Origin of the sequence: Streptomyces sp. NBC_00659 (genome assembly GCF_036226925.1) — a bacterium.
Lineage (GTDB): Bacteria > Actinomycetota > Actinomycetes > Streptomycetales > Streptomycetaceae > Streptomyces.
This window is the reverse complement of record NZ_CP109031.1, coordinates 1000260-1022800: the sequence shown is the minus strand read 5'-3', so window position 1 is coordinate 1022800 and position 22541 is coordinate 1000260. Positions and strand designations below refer to the sequence as shown.

At 71.6% G+C, this 22541-nt stretch carries 22 protein-coding genes; 12 read left to right on the top strand and 10 right to left on the bottom strand.

Annotated elements, in window-relative coordinates:
- Positions 1–20: 20 nt before the first annotated feature.
- Positions 21–725 carry a phosphatase PAP2 family protein gene (locus OG410_RS04290; protein WP_329297873.1) on the bottom strand — a complete coding sequence of 235 codons (705 nt, stop codon included), beginning with the start codon at positions 723–725 and terminating at the stop codon, positions 21–23.
- 509 nt (positions 726–1234) lie between these two features.
- Between OG410_RS04290 and OG410_RS04285 the strand changes: the two genes are divergently transcribed.
- Both OG410_RS04285 and OG410_RS04280 read left to right on the top strand, forming a co-directional pair.
- Positions 1235–1627 (top strand): VOC family protein, encoded by a 393-nt coding sequence (locus OG410_RS04285; RefSeq protein WP_329297872.1) that lies wholly within the window; start codon positions 1235–1237, stop codon positions 1625–1627.
- Positions 1628–1728: 101 nt separating this feature from the next.
- A complete protein-coding gene (locus OG410_RS04280; protein WP_329297871.1) occupies positions 1729–2793 on the top strand; it encodes an adenosine deaminase in 1065 nt (354 codons plus the stop codon).
- A 69-nt stretch (positions 2794–2862) separates the two neighbouring features.
- Here OG410_RS04280 and OG410_RS04275 read toward each other — a convergent pair whose 3' ends face one another.
- Complete coding sequence (locus tag OG410_RS04275; protein ID WP_329297870.1) at positions 2863–3372, bottom strand: mycothiol transferase; 510 nt, start codon at positions 3370–3372, stop codon at positions 2863–2865.
- 109 nt (positions 3373–3481) lie between these two features.
- On the bottom strand, positions 3482–4375 hold the full coding sequence (locus OG410_RS04270; protein ID WP_329297869.1) for a LysR family transcriptional regulator: 894 nt from the start codon (positions 4373–4375) through the stop codon (positions 3482–3484).
- 150 nt (positions 4376–4525) lie between these two features.
- Between OG410_RS04270 and mgrA the strand changes: the two genes are divergently transcribed.
- The 5 genes from mgrA (at position 4526) to OG410_RS04245 (ending at position 10531) form a co-directional block, all read left to right on the top strand.
- Positions 4526–5518, top strand: a complete 993-nt coding sequence (gene mgrA / locus OG410_RS04265; protein WP_329297868.1) for an L-glyceraldehyde 3-phosphate reductase — start codon at positions 4526–4528, stop codon at positions 5516–5518.
- 282 nt (positions 5519–5800) lie between these two features.
- Complete coding sequence (locus OG410_RS04260) at positions 5801–6211, top strand: hypothetical protein (protein ID WP_329297867.1); 411 nt, start codon at positions 5801–5803, stop codon at positions 6209–6211.
- Between the two features lie 68 nt (positions 6212–6279).
- Entirely contained in the window at positions 6280–8622 is a 2343-nt protein-coding gene (locus OG410_RS04255) for an ABC transporter ATP-binding protein/permease (protein ID WP_329297866.1), read from the top strand.
- Positions 8623–8628: 6 nt separating this feature from the next.
- The gene (locus OG410_RS42530) at positions 8629–9498 is read left to right on the top strand and encodes a hypothetical protein (RefSeq protein WP_443063710.1); all 870 of its coding nucleotides are present in this window, start codon (positions 8629–8631) and stop codon (positions 9496–9498) included.
- 34 nt (positions 9499–9532) lie between these two features.
- The gene (locus OG410_RS04245) at positions 9533–10531 is read left to right on the top strand and encodes a serine/threonine-protein kinase (protein WP_329297865.1); all 999 of its coding nucleotides are present in this window, start codon (positions 9533–9535) and stop codon (positions 10529–10531) included.
- Positions 10532–10586: 55 nt separating this feature from the next.
- Here the strand turns inward: OG410_RS04245 and OG410_RS04240 are convergent, their stop codons facing one another.
- A complete protein-coding gene (locus tag OG410_RS04240) occupies positions 10587–11888 on the bottom strand; it encodes a streptophobe family protein (protein ID WP_329297864.1) in 1302 nt (433 codons plus the stop codon).
- 162 nt (positions 11889–12050) lie between these two features.
- Between OG410_RS04240 and OG410_RS04235 the strand changes: the two genes are divergently transcribed.
- Together OG410_RS04235 and OG410_RS04230 are read left to right on the top strand one after the other, a co-directional pair.
- Complete coding sequence (locus OG410_RS04235) at positions 12051–13349, top strand: DUF6777 domain-containing protein (protein WP_329297863.1); 1299 nt, start codon at positions 12051–12053, stop codon at positions 13347–13349.
- Between the two features lie 84 nt (positions 13350–13433).
- The gene (locus tag OG410_RS04230; protein WP_329297862.1) at positions 13434–13910 is read left to right on the top strand and encodes a helix-turn-helix domain-containing protein; all 477 of its coding nucleotides are present in this window, start codon (positions 13434–13436) and stop codon (positions 13908–13910) included.
- Positions 13911–13936: 26 nt separating this feature from the next.
- Here the strand turns inward: OG410_RS04230 and OG410_RS04225 are convergent, their stop codons facing one another.
- From OG410_RS04225 to OG410_RS04215, 3 genes are all read right to left on the bottom strand, one after another.
- Positions 13937–14539: a ClpP family protease gene (locus tag OG410_RS04225; protein WP_328456163.1), complete on the bottom strand. Its 603-nt coding sequence runs from the start codon at positions 14537–14539 to the stop codon at positions 13937–13939.
- A gap of 1 nt (position 14540) precedes the next feature.
- The gene (locus OG410_RS04220; RefSeq protein ID WP_329297861.1) at positions 14541–15194 is read right to left on the bottom strand and encodes an ATP-dependent Clp protease proteolytic subunit; all 654 of its coding nucleotides are present in this window, start codon (positions 15192–15194) and stop codon (positions 14541–14543) included.
- Between the two features lie 253 nt (positions 15195–15447).
- Complete coding sequence (locus OG410_RS04215) at positions 15448–16644, bottom strand: epoxide hydrolase family protein (RefSeq protein WP_329297860.1); 1197 nt, start codon at positions 16642–16644, stop codon at positions 15448–15450.
- 318 nt (positions 16645–16962) lie between these two features.
- On the opposite strand from OG410_RS04215, the gene OG410_RS04210 reads away from it, so the two are divergent.
- Positions 16963–17445: a VOC family protein gene (locus tag OG410_RS04210; protein ID WP_329297859.1), complete on the top strand. Its 483-nt coding sequence runs from the start codon at positions 16963–16965 to the stop codon at positions 17443–17445.
- 168 nt (positions 17446–17613) lie between these two features.
- Here OG410_RS04210 and OG410_RS04205 read toward each other — a convergent pair whose 3' ends face one another.
- Positions 17614–18837: a PP2C family protein-serine/threonine phosphatase gene (locus tag OG410_RS04205; RefSeq protein ID WP_329297858.1), complete on the bottom strand. Its 1224-nt coding sequence runs from the start codon at positions 18835–18837 to the stop codon at positions 17614–17616.
- 61 nt (positions 18838–18898) lie between these two features.
- Positions 18899–19915 (bottom strand): zinc-binding alcohol dehydrogenase family protein, encoded by a 1017-nt coding sequence (locus OG410_RS04200; protein ID WP_329304016.1) that lies wholly within the window; start codon positions 19913–19915, stop codon positions 18899–18901.
- Positions 19916–20055: 140 nt separating this feature from the next.
- Here OG410_RS04200 and OG410_RS04195 point away from each other — a divergent pair, with 140 nt between their 5' ends.
- Together OG410_RS04195 and OG410_RS04190 are read left to right on the top strand one after the other, a co-directional pair.
- The gene (locus tag OG410_RS04195; RefSeq protein ID WP_329297857.1) at positions 20056–20853 is read left to right on the top strand and encodes a VOC family protein; all 798 of its coding nucleotides are present in this window, start codon (positions 20056–20058) and stop codon (positions 20851–20853) included.
- Positions 20854–20944: 91 nt separating this feature from the next.
- Entirely contained in the window at positions 20945–21652 is a 708-nt protein-coding gene (locus OG410_RS04190) for a ribonuclease H family protein (RefSeq protein WP_329304015.1), read from the top strand.
- Positions 21653–21707: 55 nt separating this feature from the next.
- On the opposite strand, the gene melC2 is transcribed toward OG410_RS04190, so the two are convergent.
- Positions 21708–22532, bottom strand: a complete 825-nt coding sequence (melC2, locus tag OG410_RS04185; protein ID WP_329297856.1) for a tyrosinase MelC2 — start codon at positions 22530–22532, stop codon at positions 21708–21710.
- Positions 22533–22541 lie beyond the last annotated feature (9 nt).

The following is a 22541-nucleotide window of genomic DNA, read 5'->3' as shown; positions in this document are numbered from 1 at the left end:
ATCTCAGCGACGGCCGCAGCCTACAGCCCGTGGTTCGCCGTGGGGTCTTCGCGGAGAGGGGGCGGGGGCGCCGTTGTCGCGGAGTGGATCTGAGGGAAGAACCGTGCGAGGACGTACACGAGCAGGCTCAGCCAGCAGGTGGCGAACAGCCAGCCGCCCACGACGTCGGAGAACCAGTGAACGCCCAGGTAGACGCGTGACAGGCCGACGAGCACGGCCCAGCAGCCGATGAGCAGGACGAGGGCTCTCCTGGACTGCGGGGCGCGGGCGAGCACCGCGAGGATGAGCAGCCCGCCCGCGACGGCGGAGGTGGTGGTGTGACCGGACGGGAACGACCACCCCGAGGCATGGGTCGCCCAGTTCGCCACGGGGGGCCGGGGACGGGCGATCAGTGACATCACGGCGAACCGCAGGGCCTGCGCGACGGCCAGAGCGCATACACAGGCGGCCACGGCGCGGACCCGCCCCCGTGCCGTCCGGCCGAGAAGCAGGCCGGCCAGGACGACCAGCGCGTACGGGACGACTCCGGTGCCGGTGTAGGTCACGCCGCGTGCCATGGCGAGCGCCACGTCCGGGCGGTGTGTGAGCGACCAGGAGGTCAGCCCGGAGTCGCCGGACAGGGGGGCACCGTCGTGACCGGTCACGACCAGAGCCAGCAGCACGAACGCCACCAGGCTCCCCAGCGCGGTCGATGCGGCGATGTCGCTGGTGCCCTGTCGCTTCATGGCCGGGCCTGGGTGGCGTCGGCCTCGTGCGCGAGTGAGGCGCCCGGGGCGGCGGACATGACGGTGGCCCCTTTCCACGGGACGCGCGCACGGGGGCAGGACTGCTCGCCCGCGCCCAGTTGCGTCGCGGTATCGTCTACATAACTGTAGACGATGCGTACCCGGGGTCGTCACCGGGTTGCTCCACGAAGATCAGCGTCCCATCGCCCGAGGAAGTCGGCGTCCCGTGACCCGGCGGGTGTCGGCGTCCCGTCACCCGGCAGAGAAGCGGTGCCGTGTCACCTGTCGGAGAAGCGGCGCCGTGCAGCCGGGCGGGGAGCGGCGCAGTAGCGCCCGGCAGAGAAGCGGCGCCGTGTCGCCCGGTGGGGATCGTGGTCGCGTCGCCCAGCGGGGAAAGGCGTCGTCCGTCCGCCCGTCTGCCCTTCCCGTGTGACCGGCGACGGGGTCACCCCGGTGACCGGCAGGGAATGCCGTACCCTGCGTGTTACGTATAACCCTGGAGAGGTCCGATGAGACGCATCGCCCTGGTCACCCTCGTCGTCGACGACTACGACGAGGCCGTCCGTCACTACACCGAAGCCCTCGGTTTCCGCCTCGTCGAGGACACCCCGAGGCCCGACGGCTCCCGCTGGGTCGTGGTCGAGCCGGGTGCGGACGGCGGTGGAACCGGGCTGCTGCTCGCCCGGGCCAAGGACGAGACGCAGCGCGGCCGGATCGGCGACCAGACCGGCGGACGTGTCGGCTTCTTCCTGTACACCGACGACTTCGCCCGCGACCACGCCAGGATGAGCGCCGCGGGCGTGACCTTCCTGGAGGAGCCGCGCCACGAGCCGTACGGCTCGGTCGCCGTCTTCCAGGACCTGTACGGCAACCGCTGGGACCTGCTCCAGCCCGCGGGCTGACGGGCCCGGCCCGCTCTCCCGCACCCTCCCGTACGCCCTCGCACGCCCCCGTACCCTTCCACACCCTCCCGATCCGAACGACCTCCCGAGGAACACCGCACATGACCGCGCCCCGCATCGACATCGACACGATCCGCCGCCTGCCCAAGGCGGTCCTGCACGACCACCTCGACGGCGGCCTCCGTCCGGCCACCCTGGTCGAGCTCGCGGAGACCGTCGGCCACACCCTGCCCACCACGGACCCGCGGGAACTGGCCGACTGGTACTACGAGGCCGCCAACTCCGGCGACCTGGTCCGCTACATAGCCACGTTCGAGCACACCCTCGCCGTGATGCAGTCCCGCGAGGGCCTGCTCCGCACGGCCGAGGAGTACGTCCTCGACCTCGCCGAGGACGGTGTCGTCTACGGCGAGGTGCGGTACGCGCCCGAGCTCATGGTCAACGGCGGGCTGACCCTGCCCGAGGTCGTCGAGGCCGTGCAGGAGGGCTTCGCCGCCGGTATGGCCAAGGCGGCCGCCGCGGGAACCCCGGTGCGTGTCGGCACCCTGCTGTGCGGCATGCGGATGTTCGACCGGACCCGCGAGATCGCCGACCTCGCGGTGGCGTTCCGGGACGCCGGAGTCGTCGGCTTCGACATCGCGGGCGCCGAGGACGGCTTCCCGCCCGCCGACCACCTGGCCGCCTTCGAGCACCTGCGGCGCGAGAGCGTCCCGTTCACCATCCACGCCGGTGAGGCGCACGGTCTGCCCAGCATCCACCAGGCGCTCCAGGTCTGCGGCGCCCAGCGCATCGGCCACGGCGTCCGCATCACCGAGGACATCGTGGACGGCAAGCTCGGCCGCCTCGCCGGCTGGGTGCGCGACCGCCGCATCGCCCTGGAGATGTGCCCGACCTCCAACCTCCAGACCGGCGCGGCGAAGTCCATCGCCGAGCACCCGATCACCGCCCTGCGCGACCTGGGCTTCCGTGTCACCCTCAACACCGACAACCGTCTGGTCTCGGGGACGACGATGACCCGGGAGATGTCGCTGCTCGTGGAGGAGGCGGGCTGGGGCATCGAGGATCTGCGCACCGTCACCGTGAACGCGGTCAAGAGCGCGTTCATCCCGTTCGACGAGCGCAAGGCCCTCATCGAGGACGTCGTGCTTCCGGGTTACGACTGCTGAACCGGTCCGAGGACGTCGTGCTTCCTGGCCGCGACTGCTGAACCGGTCCGAAGACGTCGTGTGTCCCGGTTACGACTGCTGAACCAGTCCGCGTACGTAGGCGGCCTGTCCGACGTGCTGGAGATCGTCGGACAGGACGCTGACCAGGCGCACGCCCAGGGTGACCGGCGGGTCCCAGCGTTCGTCCACGACGCGCTCGAAGTCGTGGGCGGCCAGCCCGCCGATGTAGTCGAGGGTCCGTTCGTGGACGGCGTCGTAGTAGCCGAGCAGCAGGTCGCCCGACTCCACCCGCACCCGGGCGACCTTCCCGGACGTGTGGCCGTACCCGGTGTCGCCGCGCGGCAGGTCGAGCGCGAAGCGCTTCGCCCAGTCCTCGGTGAGCCACACCTGTTCCGTACCGGCCGCGTCGGCGACGTGATCGTCCTGGATCCGGGTGAGGTGCCAGACCAGCCAGGAGATCGAGTTCGCGGTCTCGTCGGGGCGGGCGTTGAGGGCGTCCGGCGCGAGCCCGTCGACAGCGGCATGGACTTCTTCCCGGATGCGGCCGAATCCGTCGATGAGGATGTCCTTCGCAAGCATGGAACCACCATCGCCCATCGGACCCGTCCCTGCGTCCGGAACCGCCCGAGTGGCCCGAAACGGTGCCGGGCACGCCGCCTCCCCGCCGTCGCCGCGCGTCCCGGACGGTTCAGGCACCTTCCTGAGGGACGTCCAGCAGGGCCATCAGAGCCCGCGCGGCCGGGCTCGTGGCCTCCGCCGGAGGCAGCATCGCGACCGTCTCGTACGAGCCCTCCGAGACGCCCTTGAAAGGCAGCGCGGTGAGATCGCGGGCCTCCGGCTTGTGACCGAAATGGCGTGGTACGACGGCGACGCCGAGGCCTTCGTGGACGAGCTCCAGCAGGCTGTGGACGTCGTTGACCTCCAGCGCCACCGTCCGCCGTACACCCGCCGCCGCGAAGGCCGCGTCGGTGGTGCGCCGCGGACCCCAGTCGGGGTGGAAGTCGACGAAGGCCTCCCCGCCGAGTTCCTCGGGCGTGACCACGGCGGCGGTCGCGAGCGGGTGCTCGGCGTGGCAGAGGACCGTCATCGGCTCACTGGCCAGCGGGACCGACCGCAGCTGCTCGGCATCGGCACGGGTGCGCACGGCGAAGGCCAGGTCGAGACGGCCCGCCGCGACCTCCTCCGCCAGTGCCTCGGAACCCGCCTGGCGCAGCCGGATCTCCACGTCCGGATGGCGCCGCCGGAACGCGGCGAGCAGCCGGGCGCAGTGCACGCCGGCGATGCACTGTTCGGTGCCGAGGGACAGAGTGCCGCGCAGCACCCCCTGCACGGCGGCCACGGCGTCGTGCGCCGACCGCACCTGGGCGAGGATCCGTTCCGCCTCGACGAACAGGGCGCGGCCGGCCTCCGTGAGGGTGACCCGGCGGGTCGTACGGACGAACAAGGGCGCTTGAAGCTCCCGCTCCAGCGCTCTGATCGAGGAGGAGAGACCCGACTGCGACACCATGAGCCGCTCCGCCGCCCGGGTGAAGTGCCGGTCCTCGGCGACGGCGACGAAGTGCTGAAGATGACGCAGTTCCATGAGAGGCAAGGGTAGGCGCCGACCGAGGGGCGCCCGGACCGATTGAGAAGCGGGATCGCTCAATGCCATCCGATCCTTCCGTTGGACCGCTGCCCGCGGGGCGCGCGAGAGTGGAGGCAGCCTGTTTCCCCGGCCTCTCAGGAGTACGCGTTGTACACCCCGCACCCCGACCGCTACGCGGACATGCCCTACCGGCGCACCGGACGCAGCGGCCTGAAGCTGCCCGCGCTGTCGCTCGGTCTGTGGCACAACTTCGGCCCCGACCGGCCCGTGGACGTCCAGCGCGCGATCCTGCGCCGCGCCTTCGACCTCGGTGTCACCCACTTCGACCTGGCCAACAACTACGGCCCGCCGCCCGGCGCGGCCGAGTCCGCCCTCGGTGACGCCCTGAAGGCGGATTTCGCGCACCACCGCGACGAGCTGATCGTCTCGACCAAGGCCGGCTATCTGATGTGGCCGGGCCCGTACGGCGAATGGGGCTCGCGCAAGTACCTGCTGTCCTCGCTCGACCAGAGCCTGGGCCGGATGGGCCTCGACCACGTCGACATCTTCTACTCGCACCGCCCCGACCCGGAGACTCCGCTGGAGGAGACGATGGGCGCCCTGCACTCGGCCGTCCAGCAGGGCAAGGCGCTGTACGTCGGCGTCTCGAACTATTCGGCGGAGCAGACCCGTGAAGCCGCCCGGATCCTGGCCGAGCTGGGCACCCCGCTGCTCATCCACCAGCCGCGCTACTCGATGCTCGACCGCCGCCCCGAGGACGAGGGGCTGCTGGACGCGCTCGACGAGCTCCAGGTGGGTTCCATCGCGTACTCGCCGCTGGAGCAGGGCCTGCTCACCGGCCGCTATCTCGACGGCATCCCGGAGGACTCGCGGGCCGCGAGCGACAGCCCGTTCCTGAGCGAGGACACGGTCACCGAGGATCTCGTGGGCCGGCTGCGGACCCTCGACGAGATCGCCAAGTCCCGTGGTCAGTCGCTGGCCCAGCTCGCGCTGGCCTGGGTGCTGCGCGGCGGCCGGGTCACCTCGGCCCTCGTCGGCGCCAGCAGCCCGCGGCAGTTGGAGGACAGCGTCGAGGCCGTCGCCAACCTGGACTTCACCGAGGACGAACTCACGCGGATCGACGCGCTGGTCAGGGCGTAGGGGCTTAGAGCGCGGGGCGCGCCCGCGGGTGTACGCCGAGTTCCCCGACGTGTGACCGCGTCGGGGAACTCGGCGAAAGCTGTCGATGCCGTTTCGGCCAACCGTGGTGGTGAATATGCCAAGAGACTGGCTGAATTCACGTGGTGACAGTGTGTCAGTAGTGACGATACTCAATCAGTAGGGCAATTCAGCCATGCCTGTGCAATTGCACGGAGCAACGCCCATGAGCCGCAGGGAAAGTGAGGCCGGACCGGCGACGAGCGACGCCAATGGGGGAAGATCGTGCACGACGAATTCCTGTGCCATGTCACCGCGTACGGCATGTGCGGCGGTCAGCGAGTCGGCGTACCCCTCGGCACCTATCGCGCGCCGACCCTCGCGCTGGCCCTGTGGTGGATGCGGGACCGTGCGGCCTGGATGGCCGAACGGCTCGATCCGCAGCCCGAGGATCCCACCTTTCCGCCCAACTCGATCGCCCCGGTGGGGGACGGTGTTCCCGACGTCCCGACGATGCTGCGCGCCTGGTGCGGCGACTCGGGGCAACAGGAGCTGGTCGCCGATGAGTTGGCCGCGGGCAAACTCGTCCGCGTCTCCACCAGCGACGACACCACCGAGTACGAACTGCTCGCCGAATCGGTGGACGCGCTGCGCATGCACCGCACCGCCACGGTCCTCGGAACCTCCGCCGCCTGACCGTTCGCGCGCCCCGGCTGTCGAACACAGATCAGGCACTTATGTGGGTGGATCGTTAGAATTCAGGCATGGCAGAGAGGCCGCTCACGGCGACTGCACCCGAGCTCGTCCTCGAAACCGAGACGGGCTCGACGGTGATGAGCCCGGACCACGACTACCACGTCGGGCGCGATCCGCTGTGTGACGTCGTGATCGACGACGTCCGGGTCTCGTGGCACCACGCGGTGCTGCGGCCCCAGGCCGATCACTGGACGCTCGAGGACGAGAACAGCACGAACGGCACGTACGCCGACGGCCGACGCGTCCACGAATGGGGCGTCGGACCCGGCAGCGTGATCCGCTTCGGGAGTCCCGCCGACGGCCCGCGCGCCGTCCTCGTCCGCCGCCCGCCACCTGCCGCGGAGCGCCCCTCGGCCGTCTCCATGCCGGCCGCCACCGGTACGTTCAGGCAGCCGACCACCGTACGGCCGCTGCCGTCCCGCACCGTCCGCATCGGCCGTGGCGCCGACAACGACCTCGTCATCGACGACCTGATCGTCTCGCGGAACCACGCCGAGCTGCAGGCCCGGCCCGACGGGACGTACGAGATCGTCGACCTCGGCAGCCACAACGGCACGTTCCTCAACGGACAGCCCGTCGAGCGCGCCCTGATCACACCCGGTGACATCGTCGGCATCGGGCACTCCGCGTTCTGTCTCGTCGGCGACCAGCTGCAGGAGTACGTCGACAGCGGCGAGGTCTCCCTCGACGTGCAGGACCTCACCGTCGAGGTGGACAAGGGCCGCAAGACGCTCCTGGACCGGGTGTCGTTTCCCGTCGGCGAGAAATGTCTGCTCGCCGTCGTCGGCCCGAGCGGCGCCGGCAAGTCCACGCTCCTGAACGCGCTCACCGGACAGCGGCCCGCCGACCACGGCACGGTGCTCTACGACGGCCGTGACCTCTACCGCGACTACGCCGAACTGCGCCAGCGCATCGGCCTCGTCCCGCAGGACGACATCCTGCACGCCCAGCTGACCGTCCGCCGGGCGCTGACCTACGCCGCCGAACTGCGCTTCCCGCAGGACACGGCCAAGGAGGAGCGCCTGGCGCGGGTGGACGAGGTGATCGGCGAACTGGGCCTGGGGCAACGTGCCGACCAGCCCATCCACAGCCTGTCCGGCGGACAGCGAAAGCGTGTCAGCGTCGCCCTGGAACTGCTCACCAAGCCGTCCCTGCTCTTCCTCGACGAACCGACCTCCGGACTCGACCCGGGTATGGACCGCTCGGTGATGCACATGCTGCGCGGCCTCGCCGACGACGGCCGAACCGTCATCGTGGTCACCCACAGCGTGCTCAGCCTGGACGTCTGCGACCGGCTCCTGGTCCTCGCACCCGGCGGCAAGGTGGCCTATTACGGGCCGCCCGACGACACTCTGGCCTTCTTCGGCTACCGGCAGTGGCCCGAGGCGTTCGAAGCCTTCGAGCGCGACACGGACCGTGACTGGGCGGGGGAGTACCAGGACTCGCCGTTCCATGGTCAGTACATCGACAAGTCGACCTCGCAGCCGAAGATGCCGGACGCGGCCACCGGAGCCCTCGTCGGACCGCCGCCGAAGGCCCAGAGCTGGGGCTCCCAGCTCCGCACCCTGGTCCGCCGCTACGCCGCCGCGCTCGGGGCCGACCGGACCTTCCTCGCCATCATGATCGCCCTGCCGTTCGTGATGGGCGCGATGGCGCGGGCGCTGGCGGGAGGCAAGCTGACCCAGGAGACGGCGATGAACGCGCTGCTCATCCTGTGCGTCGGCGGCGTGCTGACCGGCGCGGCCAACGCCGTGCGCGAACTCGTCAAGGAACGGACGATCTACCAGCGAGAACGGGCCGTCGGCCTGTCCAGATCGGCGTACCTGATGTCCAAGGTCGTCGTCCTCGGCACCATCACCGTGCTCCAGGCCGTCGTGCTCACCCTCGTCGGCCTGTTCGGCGTCGACCTCAACGCCCCCGGGGGTGAAGGCGTCCTGATGCCACCCCTCCTGGAGATCACGCTGGCGGTGGCCCTGCTCGCCTTCACCGCGATGATGCTCGGCCTCCTCGTCTCCGCCGTGGTGCGCAAGGAGGAGGTGACGATGCCGCTGCTGGTGCTGCTGGCCATCGTCCAGGTGGTGTTCTGCGGCGCCCTGCTGAAGCTGCACGGTGTGCCCGGTCTGGAGCAGCTCTCCTGGCTCGTGCCCTCCCGCTGGGCCCTGGGCGCGATGGCCGGGACCATCGGGCTCGCCCGGATCGTGCCCGGCGAGCTGACCGGCGACCCGATGTTCCGGCACTCGACCAGCGCGTGGCTCATCAACATGGGCATGCTCGTGGTGCTCTCCGTCGTCTTCGGCTGGCTGGTCGCCCGGCTGCTGCGACGGCACGAGCCCGCGGTCATGCGGAAGTAGCCGCCGATGACGACCCCCGGCTTCCGCCCGACGCATGTCGTTCCGCAGGACGGGCTGCCCGCCTGGGAGTCGCCCGACCCGTCCCGCCCGACCGTTCCCCTGGACGCGCTCCTGCCGGTCGAACTCGTCGACCGGCTCGGCGACTGGGGGCGGATCGTGTGCGCGAACGGCTGGTCGGCCTGGGTCGACGGCCGCCTGTTGATCGCCGTACCGCAGCTACCGCCGGCGGCGACCCGTCCGCTCGCCCGCACGGCCGATCCGCGCCCGTTGCTGGCCCGCGTCGAGCAGGCGCTCACCGACTACCGGCAGGCGGCCGAGGAACTGGCGTCCGGGCAGCTCGAGGCCGAGAACTTCCGTGCCCGGACGCTGGGCAGCCGGATCGGTGTGGTCGTCGACGGCGAGTCGCTGTGGCTGTACGACGGCGAGCACGAGCGGTGGGTGTACTGCGACGGGACGCGGCTGAGCACCTTCGCGGCCGAGCGCACCCCCTCGACCGCGCGACGCGAGAGTGCCCACCGGCCCCGGGAACAGGAACCGTCGCGGGAACAGGAACCGTCGCGGGACCGGGCACCGTCGCGGGACCGGGGCACGGAGCAGGACCGGGGTCCGGAGCAGGATCGGGGTCCGGAGCGCGACCCGTCGCAGGAACCCGGCCGGTCGCAGGGTTCCGACCGGCGGCAGGAGCGGGATCGGTCGCAGGGGCCGAGCACGGCGCGCGAGCGCCAGGCGGAGCCGACGCGGATCGTGCGGGAGCCCGCCCCCGGCGGGCCCCCCAGCGGGCCACGGGGCGGGCCTCCCGGCGGACACGAGCCCACCCGCCTGGTCACTTTCGGCGGTGACGACGGCGACGACGGCGACGACGGGAGCGAGGACTGATGCACGGCGCGGGGCGGGAACGGGGTGACGGCTGATGGACGAGACGTCCGGGCGGGACACCAGCCCGTTCTCGGGGCGGCCCTCCGACCTGATCGGACGGCAGATCGCGGGCTACCGGATCGAGCGGGAGATCGGCCGCGGCGGGATGGCCGTCGTCTACCAGGCCAAGGACCTGCGTCTGGACCGCACGGTCGCTCTCAAACTGCTCGCCCCGGAACTCGCCCGGAACGACACCTTCCGCGGCCGCTTCACCCACGAGTCACGGGTGGCCGCCGCGATCGACCACCCACACATCGTGCCCGTGTTCGAGGCGGGCGAGACGGACGGCGTCCTCTACATCGCCATGCGTTACGTGGCCGGACGCGACCTGCGCCATCTTCTCGACCGTGAGGGCCCGCTGACGGTCACCGTGGCCGCCCGGATCGGCATCCAGGTCGCCTCCGCGCTCGACGCGGCGCACGACCACGGCCTGGTGCACCGGGACGTGAAACCCGGCAACATCCTGGTGGCCCAGGGCACCGACAGCGACCACCCCGAACACGTCTATCTCACGGACTTCGGACTGACCAAGAAGTCCCTGTCGCTGACCGGGTTCACGAGCGTCGGACAGTTCGTCGGCACCCTCGACTACGTGGCGCCGGAGCAGATCTCAGGCAAGCCGGTCGACGGCCGCTGCGACGTCTACAGCCTCGGCTGTGTCGTCTACGAGACGATGGCAGGCCATCCGCCCTTCCAGCGCGACGACGACATGGCGCTGCTGTGGGCCCACCAGTACGACCAGCCGCCGGCCCTGACCACGCATCGCCCCGACATCCCGGAGGCGGTCGACGCGGTCCTCGCGAAGGCGCTCGCCAAGAGTCCGGACGACCGGTACGACTCGTGCCTGGCCTTCGTCAGCGCGCTGCGGGTCGCCGCACGCGGCCCGGTGACCGGGAGCGGCACCGGGTCGAGCACGGAGGCCGAGGTGGCGTCCGGCGGCCCGGGGCCCGTGCCGCAGCCGCCGGTCTGGGCCCGGCCGGTGTTCCGGGGCTGAGGCGCCACCGCCAGCCGTGCGCCGTGCGTCGTGCGTCGTCAGCCGTCGGTATCGGTCATCGGCGGCCGGTGGACCCGACCTCGCCCTTGCGCCGGACCCCCTTGGCCAGGAGGGCACCCAGGAAACCGGCGACCAGCCCCCACAGCACGGCGAGGCCGAGGGCACCCCACACCTGGGGCTTCAGGAAGAGCTCCCCCTTCAGGCCTCCGCCGATGTCACCGAGGCCGAGGATCGACAGGCCGTAGTGCGCCGAGATCCGGCCCAGCAGGCAGATCATGAGCACCGTCAGCGCCAGCGCGACCGCCATGCGGACGGCGTGCTGCCAGGCCCGCGTCCGGGCCGGTGAGCGGGCCGCCATCAGGAACGCCGCCCCGAGCAGCAGTACGGCGTCGACGACCACCAGCCACCAGATCCTGCCGTCGTAGTCGGCGAGGGAGCCGAGGTTGAGCGCGGACACGTCCGGAGTGCGCAGCACCTCGTCGAGGATGTGCGGCATCGGCAGTCCGAAAGGCCCGTCCACCCGTCCGTTCCAGGTGGCGCCCAGCCCGATGGTGAACGCGAGCCAGACGACATTGGGAAGACCGAGGAGCATCACGGCGAAGGTCTCGGCCGGATGCCCGCGGGTCGCCGCCACGACCAGTCCGATGACCACGCCGAGGCCCACGCAGGCGAGCAGCAGGATCACCATGGCGTACGCGACAGGCCGCACCGATTCCTGGAAGCGCAGCAGCCGGGCCGGGAGCGGCGCACCGCGGGAGACCAGCAGAGCGATCACGAAGACGCCGGCGAGCCACAGCACCCCGAACACCAGCGTCGGTGCCATGGCGGCCTTGAAACCCACCTCGGGCGTTGCGCCGAACAGGTCGCCGATGGCGCCGATGGTGCCGTCCCCGAGGTCGATGGTGAAGTTCTGGCGGGCCGCGAGCGCCAGCCCGATCAGGACGAGCAGCCACAGGACGGCGAGCCGTCCGGCCCAGCCGGCCAGCTCCGTCGCCCCGGCGACGGCGCGGTGCCGCAGCGGCCGCAGGAATCCCGCCCCGAGCGCCAGCGCCCCGGTCAGGGTCACCGACAGCGGAATCACCGTGAGGGCCGCCTTCGTCTCGGCGATGGCTCCCGCGTCGCCGGTGAGCTCGATGGTCCCGCCGACCGCCGTGACCAGGGTGGCCGCGACCACCCGCGGATAGGCGTTGTCGGGGAGGTCGGTTGCCCCGGAGGCCCACAGGCCGAGAGCGGCGACCACAGTCATCAGGACCAGACCGGCCAGTACGGCCACGAGGGCCTGGAGCCAGCCGTGACGGGCGGCCGGACCTGCGCCGCTGCTGTGGCCCGGCTGGGCGGACGGTGTCTGGGGACTCACGCTGCCACGCTAAGCAGCACCGACACCGTCCGCCCCTCGGGAGAGCCGACCGCGTCGGCTTGCGGGCACCGGCGGACCGGGGCACACAATGGGTTCGTTATGTAGGAAAGCAGCACAAAAGCACCTCGGTGCCACCGCATCCCTCCATCAGGAGAAGAGCTTGTGAGCGTCGAACCGCCGTCCTCCGGCCGCCCCACAGGACCGCCTTCGGGCCCGCTGTCGGGCCCGTCGCAGCCGAGCCCCACCCAGCCCGTCAACTTTCCGCCCGCGGGACCGCCCAGCGGCGCTTCCGGTGCGGGCGACGGAGCCGGTGGACCGGGAAGCGGTGGTACGGGAGGGGGCGGTACGGGTGGCGGTGGCTCGGGTCCCGAGGGGCCCGGCGGTGGCGCCGGTGGACCGGGTGGACCGGGTGGGGGACCCGAACGGCCCTGGTGGCGGTCGGCGCCGCGGGTCGCGCTGATCACCGGTGTCGTGGCGGCGGCGGTGATCCTGGGACTGGTGTTCACCAACAGCGGCGGCGGGGCCAAGAACGCCGGCAGCGAGGTCTTCGCGCAGTCCGCGGACAAGTCGGGGCCCGACCCGTTCACCGAGTCGACCGCCAACGACAGTTCCATCGAGTCGGAGACGCCCACGGCATCGGCCTCGTCTGCGCCCGCCGGCAAGGCCGGCACCTACAGCGGCAACGCGCCCGGCCTCTACGGCGGTACGCGCAACGTGTCGAGCTGCGACGTCGAGAAGCAGGTCAGCGCGCTGAAGGCGGACCCCGCCAAGAACAAGGCCTTCGCCTCGGTCGAGGGCATCCAGCCGAACGCGGTCCCGGTGTATCTGCGCTCCCTGACCCCCGTACAACTGCGCCTGGACACCCGTGTCACCAACCACGGCTACCGCAACGGCGCCCCCACCAGCTACCAGGCGGTCCTCCAGACAGGCACGGCCGTCCTCGTGGACTCCCGCGGTGTGCCCCGGGTGCGCTGTGCCTGCGGCAACCCGCTGCTCGAACCGGTACCGCAGAAGGGCAACGTCAAGACGACGGGCGACCCGTGGCCGTCGTACCGTCCGCAGAACTCCGTGGCCGTCGCGCCGTCGACGACGGTCATCAACGTGTTCGTGCTCTACGACCCCGAGAGCAACGAGTGGATCGAGCGGCACCGGGGCGACGACGTGGACAAGGACAAGAAGACGCACCCCCCGGTGAAGCCCTCGCCGTCGGTCAGTGACTCGGGCTCCGAGTCCCCGTCGGCCTCGACCTCGACCTCGAACTCGCCGTCGTCCGAGAGTTCGTCCCCGTCGTCGTCCTCCTCCGAATCGTCCTCCTCCGCGCCGTCCTCGGTGGAACCGGAGAGTCCTTCCAGCGAGCCCCCGCCGCCCGTGACGGAGTCGGCCCCGGCGTCCGGCTCGTCGTCCGGCGAACAGTCGCCGGAGTCGCCCGGTTCCTCTCCCGCCGCGGGCGACGGCGGCTGAGGGTCCGGGGCGACGAGCCCCGGCTTCACCGAGAGCGGAACGCCGCTCCCTTCCCGTACGGCCCCGCGCTTCTAGGCTGAAGGGGTGAGCGACCACGTGACGAACGAAGCCCGCGTCATCCCCCTGCGCCCGGCGGCGGGAGAGCCTTCCCGGGCAGCGCCGCCGGCCGGTGCCCCGGGCCGAGCACCGCGGCCACCGGGGCTCGCGCCGCTCCGGGGACCCGCGGCTCCCGCTCCCACAGCCAAGGAGCCGCTGTGGCGCGACCTGGTCGGCGACGTCCTGAGGCGCGAGCGACTGGCCCAGGAACGCACGCTCAAGGACGTGGCCGACGCGGCCCGGATCTCCATGCCCTACCTCTCCGAGGTGGAACGCGGCCGCAAGGAGGCCTCCTCCGAGGTCCTCGCAGCGGCCGCGCGCGCCCTCGGTCTCGGTCTGACCGAACTGCTGTCGCTGGCCCAGAGTGAGCTGACCCGGCACACCCGGTCCGAGTCCGTCCGGAGCCGCTCCGCGTCCACCCCGTCCTCGGCCTCGCGGTACGACGGAATGTGTCTCGCCGCCTGACGCCGTCCCCGCCCGGCTCGCCGAGGTCAGACCACGGCGAGCCGGCGGCTCAGGATCTCGTCCGCGAGCCCGTACTCCACCGCTTCCTGCGCGGTGAAGATCTTGTCGCGGTCCATGTCCGCGCGCAGCGTGGCGACGTCGTGGTGGGTGTGCCGGGACAGGACCTCCTCGACCTGCGAGCGGATCCGCAGCATCTCCTTGGCCTGGAGGCTGAGGTCCGACACCGTGCCCTGACGGCCGCCGCTGGCCGGCTGGCCGAGCAGCACGCGGGCGTGTTCCAGGACGAACCGCCGCCCGGGATCACCCCCGGCGAGCAGAACCGCGGCGGTGGAGGCGGCCTGCCCGACGCAGAACGTCGAGATGGGAGCCTGCACGAAGGTCATCGTGTCGTAGATGGCCATCAGTGAAGTGAACGATCCCCCGGGCGAGTTGATGTAGATCGCGATCTCGCTCTCCGGGCTCGACGACTCCAGATGGAGGAGTTGCGCGATGACGACGTTGGCGACACCGTCGTCGATCTCCGTGCCGAGGAAGATGATCCGCTCGGAGAGCAGCCGGCTGAAGACGTCGTACGACCGCTCGCCCTGCGGGGTCCGCTCGACAACGTTCGGGATCGTGTACGTACCCATGTCAGAGTCCCGTCCGTCGCCGTGACGCGGCCGGGCGGACATCGTCGAGCGACTCCACGACCCGGTCCACCATGCCGTACTCCTTGGCCTGCTCCGCCGTGAACCATCGGTCGCGGTCACCGTCCCTGGAGATCGTCTCCTCGCTCTGGCCGGTGTGCTCCGCGGTGATCCGTTCGATGGCCCGCTTGGTGAACTCGTGGTTCTGCGCCTGGATCTCGATGTCGGCGGTGGTGCCGCCGATGCCCGCGGACGGCTGGTGCATCATGATCCGCGTGTTCGGCAGGGCGAAGCGCTTGCCACGGGTGCCCACGCTGAGCAGGAACTGTCCCATGCTGGCGGCGAATCCCATCGCGAGCGTGGAGACGTCGTTGGGGATCAGCCGCATGGTGTCGTAGATGGCGAGCCCGGCGGTCACCGAACCACCCGGACTGTTGATGTAGAGGCTGATGTCGGTGCGTGCGTCCTCGGCGGACAGCAGGAGCAGCTGGGCGCACACCCGGTTCGCGGAGACCTCGTCGACCTGGGTGCCCAGGAAGACGATCCGCTGGGCCAGCAACTGCGCGGCCAGATGGTCGTCGTAGCGGGTCGCCGGGGTGTCGCCCTCCTCGGCCCGCGGCATGCGGTCCGGATAGCGGCCGGTGATGAGCGGAGTCATGGTTCCTCCTGGTCGTGACGCGGCGGGTGTCGCCGCTGACTCCACTCTCGGTCCGGTGGCCGTGCCGGAGCGGATTTCTCGGCCCGTGGCAGATTCGCTGTCGGCAGAGCCGGAAGGCGCCCCCGGGGTGTCCCCGCAGAGTTCCCGGCGACGGCGACGGCGACGGCGACGGCGACGGCGGCTGCGGCGGTGGCGGTGGCGGTGGCGGTGACGGCAGTCGGGAGGCGGGCCGGCGGAGGACCGGCACCGTTCCTCAGGCGGTCGTGCGGAGTTGGCGGAAGAACGCCCGGATGTCCGCGACCAGCAGATCCGGCTCCTCCATCGCGGCGAAGTGACCGCCCCGGTCGAACTCGGTCCAGCGCACGATGGTGTCGGTGCGTTCCGCGACATGGCGCAGCGCGACGAAGTTCTCCTCGGGGAAGACGGCGAGGGCCGTCGGAGCGGTCGACGGCTCGGGCGGAGTGCCCCAATAGGCGGCGTGGGCCCGCTCGTAGTAGATCCGCGCGGACGAACCGGCCGTGCCGGTCAGCCAGTACAGCATCACGTTGGTCAGCATCAGATCCCGGTCGACGGCGTCCTCGGGACGGTCCCGCGAGTCCGTCCACTGCCTGAACTTCTCCGCGATCCAGGCGAGTTGACCGACCGGAGAGTCCGTGAGGGCGTACGCGAGGGTCTGCGGCCGGGTGGACTGGAGCACGGCGTATCCCGCCTCCTCGCGGTTCCATTCCTGGCCCCGCCGCCAGGAGCCGAGGGTGCGCTCGCGCTCGTACGGGGTCAGCTCGGCCAGTTCCAGGGCGGTCGGCTCGGTGACGGCGGACGACCCGGGCAGCAGGTTGAGGTGGACGCCGCTCACCCGGTCGGGGTGCGCCCGCCCCAGCTCGCGCGAGACGGCCCCGCCCCAGTCCCCGCCCTGTGCGCCGTATCGCCGGTAGCCGAGGCGCTCCATCAGTACGGCGAACGCTGCGGCCACCCGGGTGAACTCCCAGCCGGTGTCCCGTGTCGGCCCCGAGAGCCCGAAGCCCGGGATGCTCGGCACGACCAGGTGAAAGGCGTCGGCCGGATCGCCGCCGTACGCGCGCGGATCGGTCAACGGCCCCACGACATCGGTGAATTCGACGATGGACCCGGGCCAGCCGTGCGTCATGATCAGCGGGGTCGCGTCGGGTTCCGGCGAGCGGATGTGCGCGAAGTGCACGCGCGCGCCGTCGATCTCGGTGGTGAACTGCGGCCACGAGTTGAGACGTTCCTCGGCCGCGCGCCAGTCGTAGGCGTGCCGCCAGTGGTGGACGAGATCCTGGAGGTAGTCCTTCGGGACTCCGTAGGCCCAGCCCACTCCGGGCAGTTCGTCGGGCCAGCGGGTGGCGTCGAGACGGCGGTGCAGGTCGTCGATGTCGCTCTGCGGGAAGTCGACACGGAACGGATGGACGCCGGGGGAGTCGGTGGGATGCATGTCCGGGGATGCTAACTCCGCGCCGGGCTCGCCCGGCACGGGTTTTCCGCGGGACCGGGGGCCGACGGCCGGGTGTCACCGGAGAGCGGTCCGGGGCTGTGTCGCCCTTCCCGAACGTCATGGTCGAGGGGGTGCGACCACTCCGGGTGACCAGGGCGGACCGGTGCCGGGCGGCCGGGGGTGGCCGAGGCGGGTGAAGGGGCGCGCACCGGGTGGCCCCGGGTCGTCGCGGGTGAGGTCGTGCGCGCGCGGCCGATGAGTTTTCGGACGAGGATCGGTCGACAGAGGTGACGACGATTTCCGCCCGAGGAGGTACACATGCCCGCCGACGGTTTCACCACCTGTCTGTGGTTCGACGGCCAGGCCGAGGAGGCCGCGCACTACTACGTCTCGATCTTCAAGCACTCCCGGCTCGGCCGGGTCGGCCGGTACACCGAGGCCGGGCCCGGGACGCCCGGTTCCGTGCTGGCCGTCGAGTTCGTGGCCAACGGCCAGAAGTTCGTCGCGGTCAACGGTGGCCCGCAGTTCACGTTCGACGAGGCGATCTCGTTCCAGGTGCACTGCTACGGCCAGGAAGAGGTGGACCACTACTGGGACAAGTTCGTCGAGGACGGAGGCGAGGCGGGTCCCTGCGGCTGGCTGAAGGACAAGTACGGACTGTCCTGGCAGATCGTCCCGGACGGGCTCATCGAGTTGCTCGGCGACGCGGACACGGGGAAGGCCGCCCGTACGGCCCAGGCGATGTACAAGATGACCAAGCTGGACATGGCGGCCCTGGAAAGGGCGCACGCGGGGGAGTGACCGACGGCCGCCGCCGTCCGGCCGGGACAGGGAGCCTGTCCCGGCCGGAGAGACGGGGACGCCGGACGCGAGGGGTGCACGTGACGCAAGAGGCGCAAGGCGTGTGAGGGGGACAGCGACGGGTGACGGGGAGAGCGACGGGCGGCGGACGGCGGGTGCCGGGGCGCCTCAGGCAGGGTGGTCGCGCGGGCGGATCCGGGCCGCCAGCACCGCCACGTCGTCCTCCGCGTGCCGGGCGTCGAGCGCGACCAGCACCTCGTCGAGCAGGGCGTCGACCCCGGCCCCCGGTGGAAGCCGCAGGGCGGCCAGCCGTGCCAGCGACTCGTCGATGTCCTCGTCGCGGCGCTCGACGAGACCGTCGGTGAACATCACCAGGGTGTCGTCCGGGGAGAGCCTGCGGACCACCTGCTGGTAGCCGCCCACCCCTGTGCCCAGCGGTGGACCCACCGGCAGCGGCAGCAGTTCGCCCGAGCCGTCACCGGCGAACACCACCGGCGGCAGATGCCCGGCACCCGCGATCACCGCGATACCGCGCGCCGGATCGACCCGCACGAGCAGACAGGTGGCCGGGCGCCTGCCGGCGTCCTCGGCGACCGCGGTGTCCAGACGGCGCAGCACCCGGTGGGGCGGAAGATCCGTGGAGGCGACGTAGCGCAGCATCGAACGGTACGCGTTCATGTCCACCGCGGCGTCCAGGCCGTGGCCCATCACGTCGCCGACGACCAGCAGAGTGCGCCCGAAGTGCAGCCGTACGGTCTCGAACCAGTCCCCGCCCACCAGGGAACCGCCGCCCGCGGGCAGATAGCGGGTGGCGAGGTCGATGTTCGGATGCGGCCGGCCCGGTGCGGCGAGCAGTGCCCGCTGGAGGTCCAGGACCGTGCCGCGGAGGGATGCGTGCTCGCGCGAGTGGCCGAGGTGCACGGCCGTGAGCCGCGCCGCGTGGTGGGCGCCCGCCACGTCGGCGCCGGTGAACGGCGCGCCCAGCCGGACGGCGAGCAGCACCCCGTACAGGCGACCGTGCGCGAGGAGCGGTACGGCCATGACCTGCCGGGGTGTCCGGCCGGACAGGTCGATCGAGGCGGCGATCGGACGGCCCTCGTCGAGTGCCCGGACGGACAGCGGGCGCCGGCCTTCCAGCGGGATGAGCAGCCGGGTGCGGCCGGCCTCGGCGACGCGGGTGAACTCCGGTTCCGAGGTACGGCGGCCGGCCGCCACGTCCTTGGACAGCAGGTCCACCGCGGCGGTCTCGCAGAAGCGCCGGCACATGAACGCGACGAGTTCCTCGCAGGTCGTGCGTTCGTCGAGCGTCGTGCCGATCGACTCGACGGCGTCCTCCGAGGCGTCGGACGGCACCCCCGCACCCGCCGTCCCGTCCTTGCCCCGGCCCGCCATCACACCTCCACCGCAGCACCCCCTGGGTCCATCCACGCACGGGGGTGGCCCGCCCGCACGCTCAGTGCCGCGGCGGGCTGTCGTTCACCAGCACCGCCGCGCCGTCGAATCGGCCCGCCTTGAGGTCGCGCAGCGCCCTCGGCGCGTCCTCCAGGGGATAGGCGTGCGTCGTGGCGCGGATGCCGTGCCGGGCCGCGAGTGCCAGGAAGTCCCTGCCGTCCTCACGCGTGTTGGCGGTGACGCTGCGCAGTTCCTTCTCCTGGAACAGGTCGCTCTCGTAGCGCAGCGGCGGGATGTCGCTCAGATGGATGCCGGCGACGGACAGGACGCCGCCCCGGTCGAGTGCCCGCAGGGCGACCGGCACCAGATCACCGGCCGGTGCGAAGAGGATCGCGCTGTCCAGCGGCTCGGGCGGCTCGTCGTACGCCCCGCCGGCGGACGCGGCCCCCAGGCCGAGCGCCAGCCGTCGTGCGGCCGGATCGCGGGTCAGTACGTGCACGGTGGCGCCCTCGGCGAGCGCGAGCTGCGCGCAGAGGTGGGCGCTGCCGCCGAACCCGTACAGGCCGAGCCGCCCGCCCGGCGGCAGCGCGGCCCGGCGCAGCGCCCGGTAGCCGATGATGCCCGCGCACAGCAGAGGGGCCAGGGCGACGTCGTCCACGCCGTCGGGCAGCCGGTAGGCGAAGGCGGCCGGTACGGTCGTGTACTCCGCGTAACCGCCGTCGGCGTCCCAGCCGGTGTACTCGGACGCCGGGCAGAGGTTCTCGGACCCGCGCAGGCAGTACTCGCAGGTGCCGTCCGTACGGCGCAGCCAGGCCACCCCCACCCGGTCGCCCGGGGCGAAGCCGCTCACCGCGCCGCCGGTCGCCGCCACCACACCGACGGCCTCGTGGCCCGGTGTCACGCCGGGGCGGTGTACGGGCAGGTCGCCTTCGGTGACGTGCAGGTCGGTGCGGCACACCCCGCAGGCGCGGACGTGGACCAGGAGCTCGTCGGGGCCGGGCACCGGCACCGGTCGCCCGGCGAGGCGCAGCGCTTCTCCCTCGACCGGCCCCGGCCGGACCACTTCCCATGCCCGCATCATCCCGTGCCCCGTCCCGTCGACGGCCGGACCGGCCCGACTCCAGTGTCGTGCAGGGCCCGCGCTTCGGCGCGCGGCCCGCGTGAAGGCTGGCTAGCGTGAACAGCGAATTCGTTCACCGAACAGGAGAAGGTCGGGTCATGGCCGTACAGCCTGAAGGAACGCCCTGCTGGGCGGACGCGATGTTCAGCGATGTCGAGGGGGCCAAGAGCTTCTACGGGGACGTGCTCGGCTGGACGTTCGGCGAGTCGTCCTCGGAGTACGGGAACTACACACAGGCCTATTCCGGCGGCAAGGCGGTGGCCGCCGTCGTGCCGCCGATGCCGGGACAGGAGGGCCAGTCCGCCTGGTGTCTGTACCTCGCCTCGCCCGACGCCGCCGCGACCGCGGAGAAGGTCAGGAGCGAGGGCGGCGAGGTGCTGATGGAGCCGATGAAGGTCGGTGACTTCGGCACCATGGCGCTGGCCCGGGACCCCGGCGGGGCCGTCTTCGGCGTCTGGCAGGCGGGCGTCCACGAGGGCTTCGAGTCGATCGGTGAGCCGGGCGCGTACGCCTGGGCGGAGGTCTTCACCCGTGATCCGGAGAAGTCCGACGCGTTCTTCCCGGCCGTCTTCCCCTTCACGGCCCAGCAGGTGCAGGACGACGCCGTCGACTTCCGTGTCTTCAACATCGGCGGGAATCCGGTTCTCGGCCGGATGAAGATGACGGACGAGTTCCCGCCCGAGGTGCCGTCGTACGTCAATGTCTACTTCGCCGTCGACAGCTGCGACGAGGCGGTGTCCAAGGCGACCGAGCGCGGTGCGGTCCTGCGCTTCGGGCCGATGGACAGCCCCTTCGGCCGGTTCGCCGCGCTGAGCGACCCGCAGGGCGCGTCGTTCTCCGTCATCGACATGAAGACGACCCAGGGCGAGATGCCCGGGATGACGGACGTGTCCTGACGCTCGTCCGGTGGCCGCCACCCCGCCGGTCACCGGCGGGGTGGTACCGCTCCCCGCCACTCCGTGCGCGGGGCCCTCGGCCGGGCGTGGCATGATCGGGGTCATGCCTGAACGCGTTGTTGCCGCCTGTGACGGGGCTTCGAAGGGAAACCCGGGACCCGCCGGATGGGCCTGGGTCGTCGCCGACGGGGACGAGACCCCGGCCCGCTGGGAGGCGGGACCGCTGGGTACGGCGACGAACAACGTCGCCGAACTGACCGCGCTGGAACGCCTGCTGACGGCCGTCGCCCCCGATGTGCCGCTGGAGATCCGGATGGACTCCCAGTACGCGATGAAGGCCGTCACGACCTGGCTGCCGGGCTGGAAGCGCAAGGGCTGGAAGACGGCCGCGGGCAAACCCGTGGCCAACCAGGAACTGGTCGCCCGGATCGACGAACTCCTCACCGGACGTACGGTGGAGTTCCGCTACGTCCCCGCCCACCAGGTCGACGGCGACCCGCTGAACGACTTCGCCGACCGTGCCGCCAGCCAGGCCGCGGTGGTACAGCAGCCCGCGGGCAGCGACCTCGGGTCCCCGCAGCCGCCCGCCTCCCCCGACACCCCGGTCGCCTCGGGTGCCGCCCGCCGCCGCCCCGCGGCCAAGACGTCCCGGCCGGGCGCGTCGAGCCGCACCATCAAGGCCAAGTTCAACGGCCGTTGTGTGTGCGGTCGTTCCTATGCCGCGGGCGAGCCCATCGCCAAGAACGCGCAGGGCTGGGGTCACCCGGAGTGCCGCACCGAGGCGCAGGGCGGAGTCTGATCCCCGGCGTTCCCCGTGACGCGGGCGCCTGCTCGCGCCCGCGCCGCGGCCGGGATCAGACGGTGTCGAACGTGTAGAACGCGGAGTGGTCGAGCAGGTCGGCCGGCCGGGTGTCGTTCCACGGCTTCATCGTCTCGCCGAGGTCGACGACGTTCGGGGTGTCCTTGAGCGGGACATAGCCGGAACCCGGGTGCCTGCGCTGCCACTGGGCCCACAGCCTGTCTATGAACGCGTGGTGGAGCCAGAACACCGGATCGTTGGGTGAGACGCCCGTGCCCATCTGCCCGCCCACCCACACGTGCACCCGGTTGTGGAGGTTGACGCCCCGCCAGCCTTCGAGGTGATTGCGGAAGCCGTCCGAGGCGCTGTTCCAGGGCGCCATGTCGTACGTCGCCATGGCGAGCACGGACTCCACCTCGGCGCGGGTCGGCAGTTCCCGCACCCCGGTGCCCAGCGACCTGCGCAGATAAGTGCGGCTGTCGACACGGACGTTGATGGGCCAGTTGCCCGAAGAGGCGGCGAACGGACCGTCCATCACCCGGCCGTCCAGACTGCGCCCGGTTCCGCCGAGGAAGTCCGGCGCCCACAGGGACGCCCGCGCGGTGCGGTCGGTGCTCCAGTCCCAGTAGGGCAGCGCCACCGAGGGGTCGACGGCCTGCAGGGCCCGCTCGAACTCCAGAAGGAATCTGCGGTGCCAGGGCAGGAACGAGGGTGAACGGTGGCCTGTCCGCTCGCCGTTGTCGGTGTCGCCGAGGATGAACGCGTTGTGCGTGGTGACGAAGGCGTCGTACTTTCCGCTGCGCTTGAGCTGCAGCAGCGCGTCGACGAATCGCCGCTTCTCGTCGGCGGTCAGGCTCGCCTGGTTCTTGCGTACGGTCATGTGCGGGAC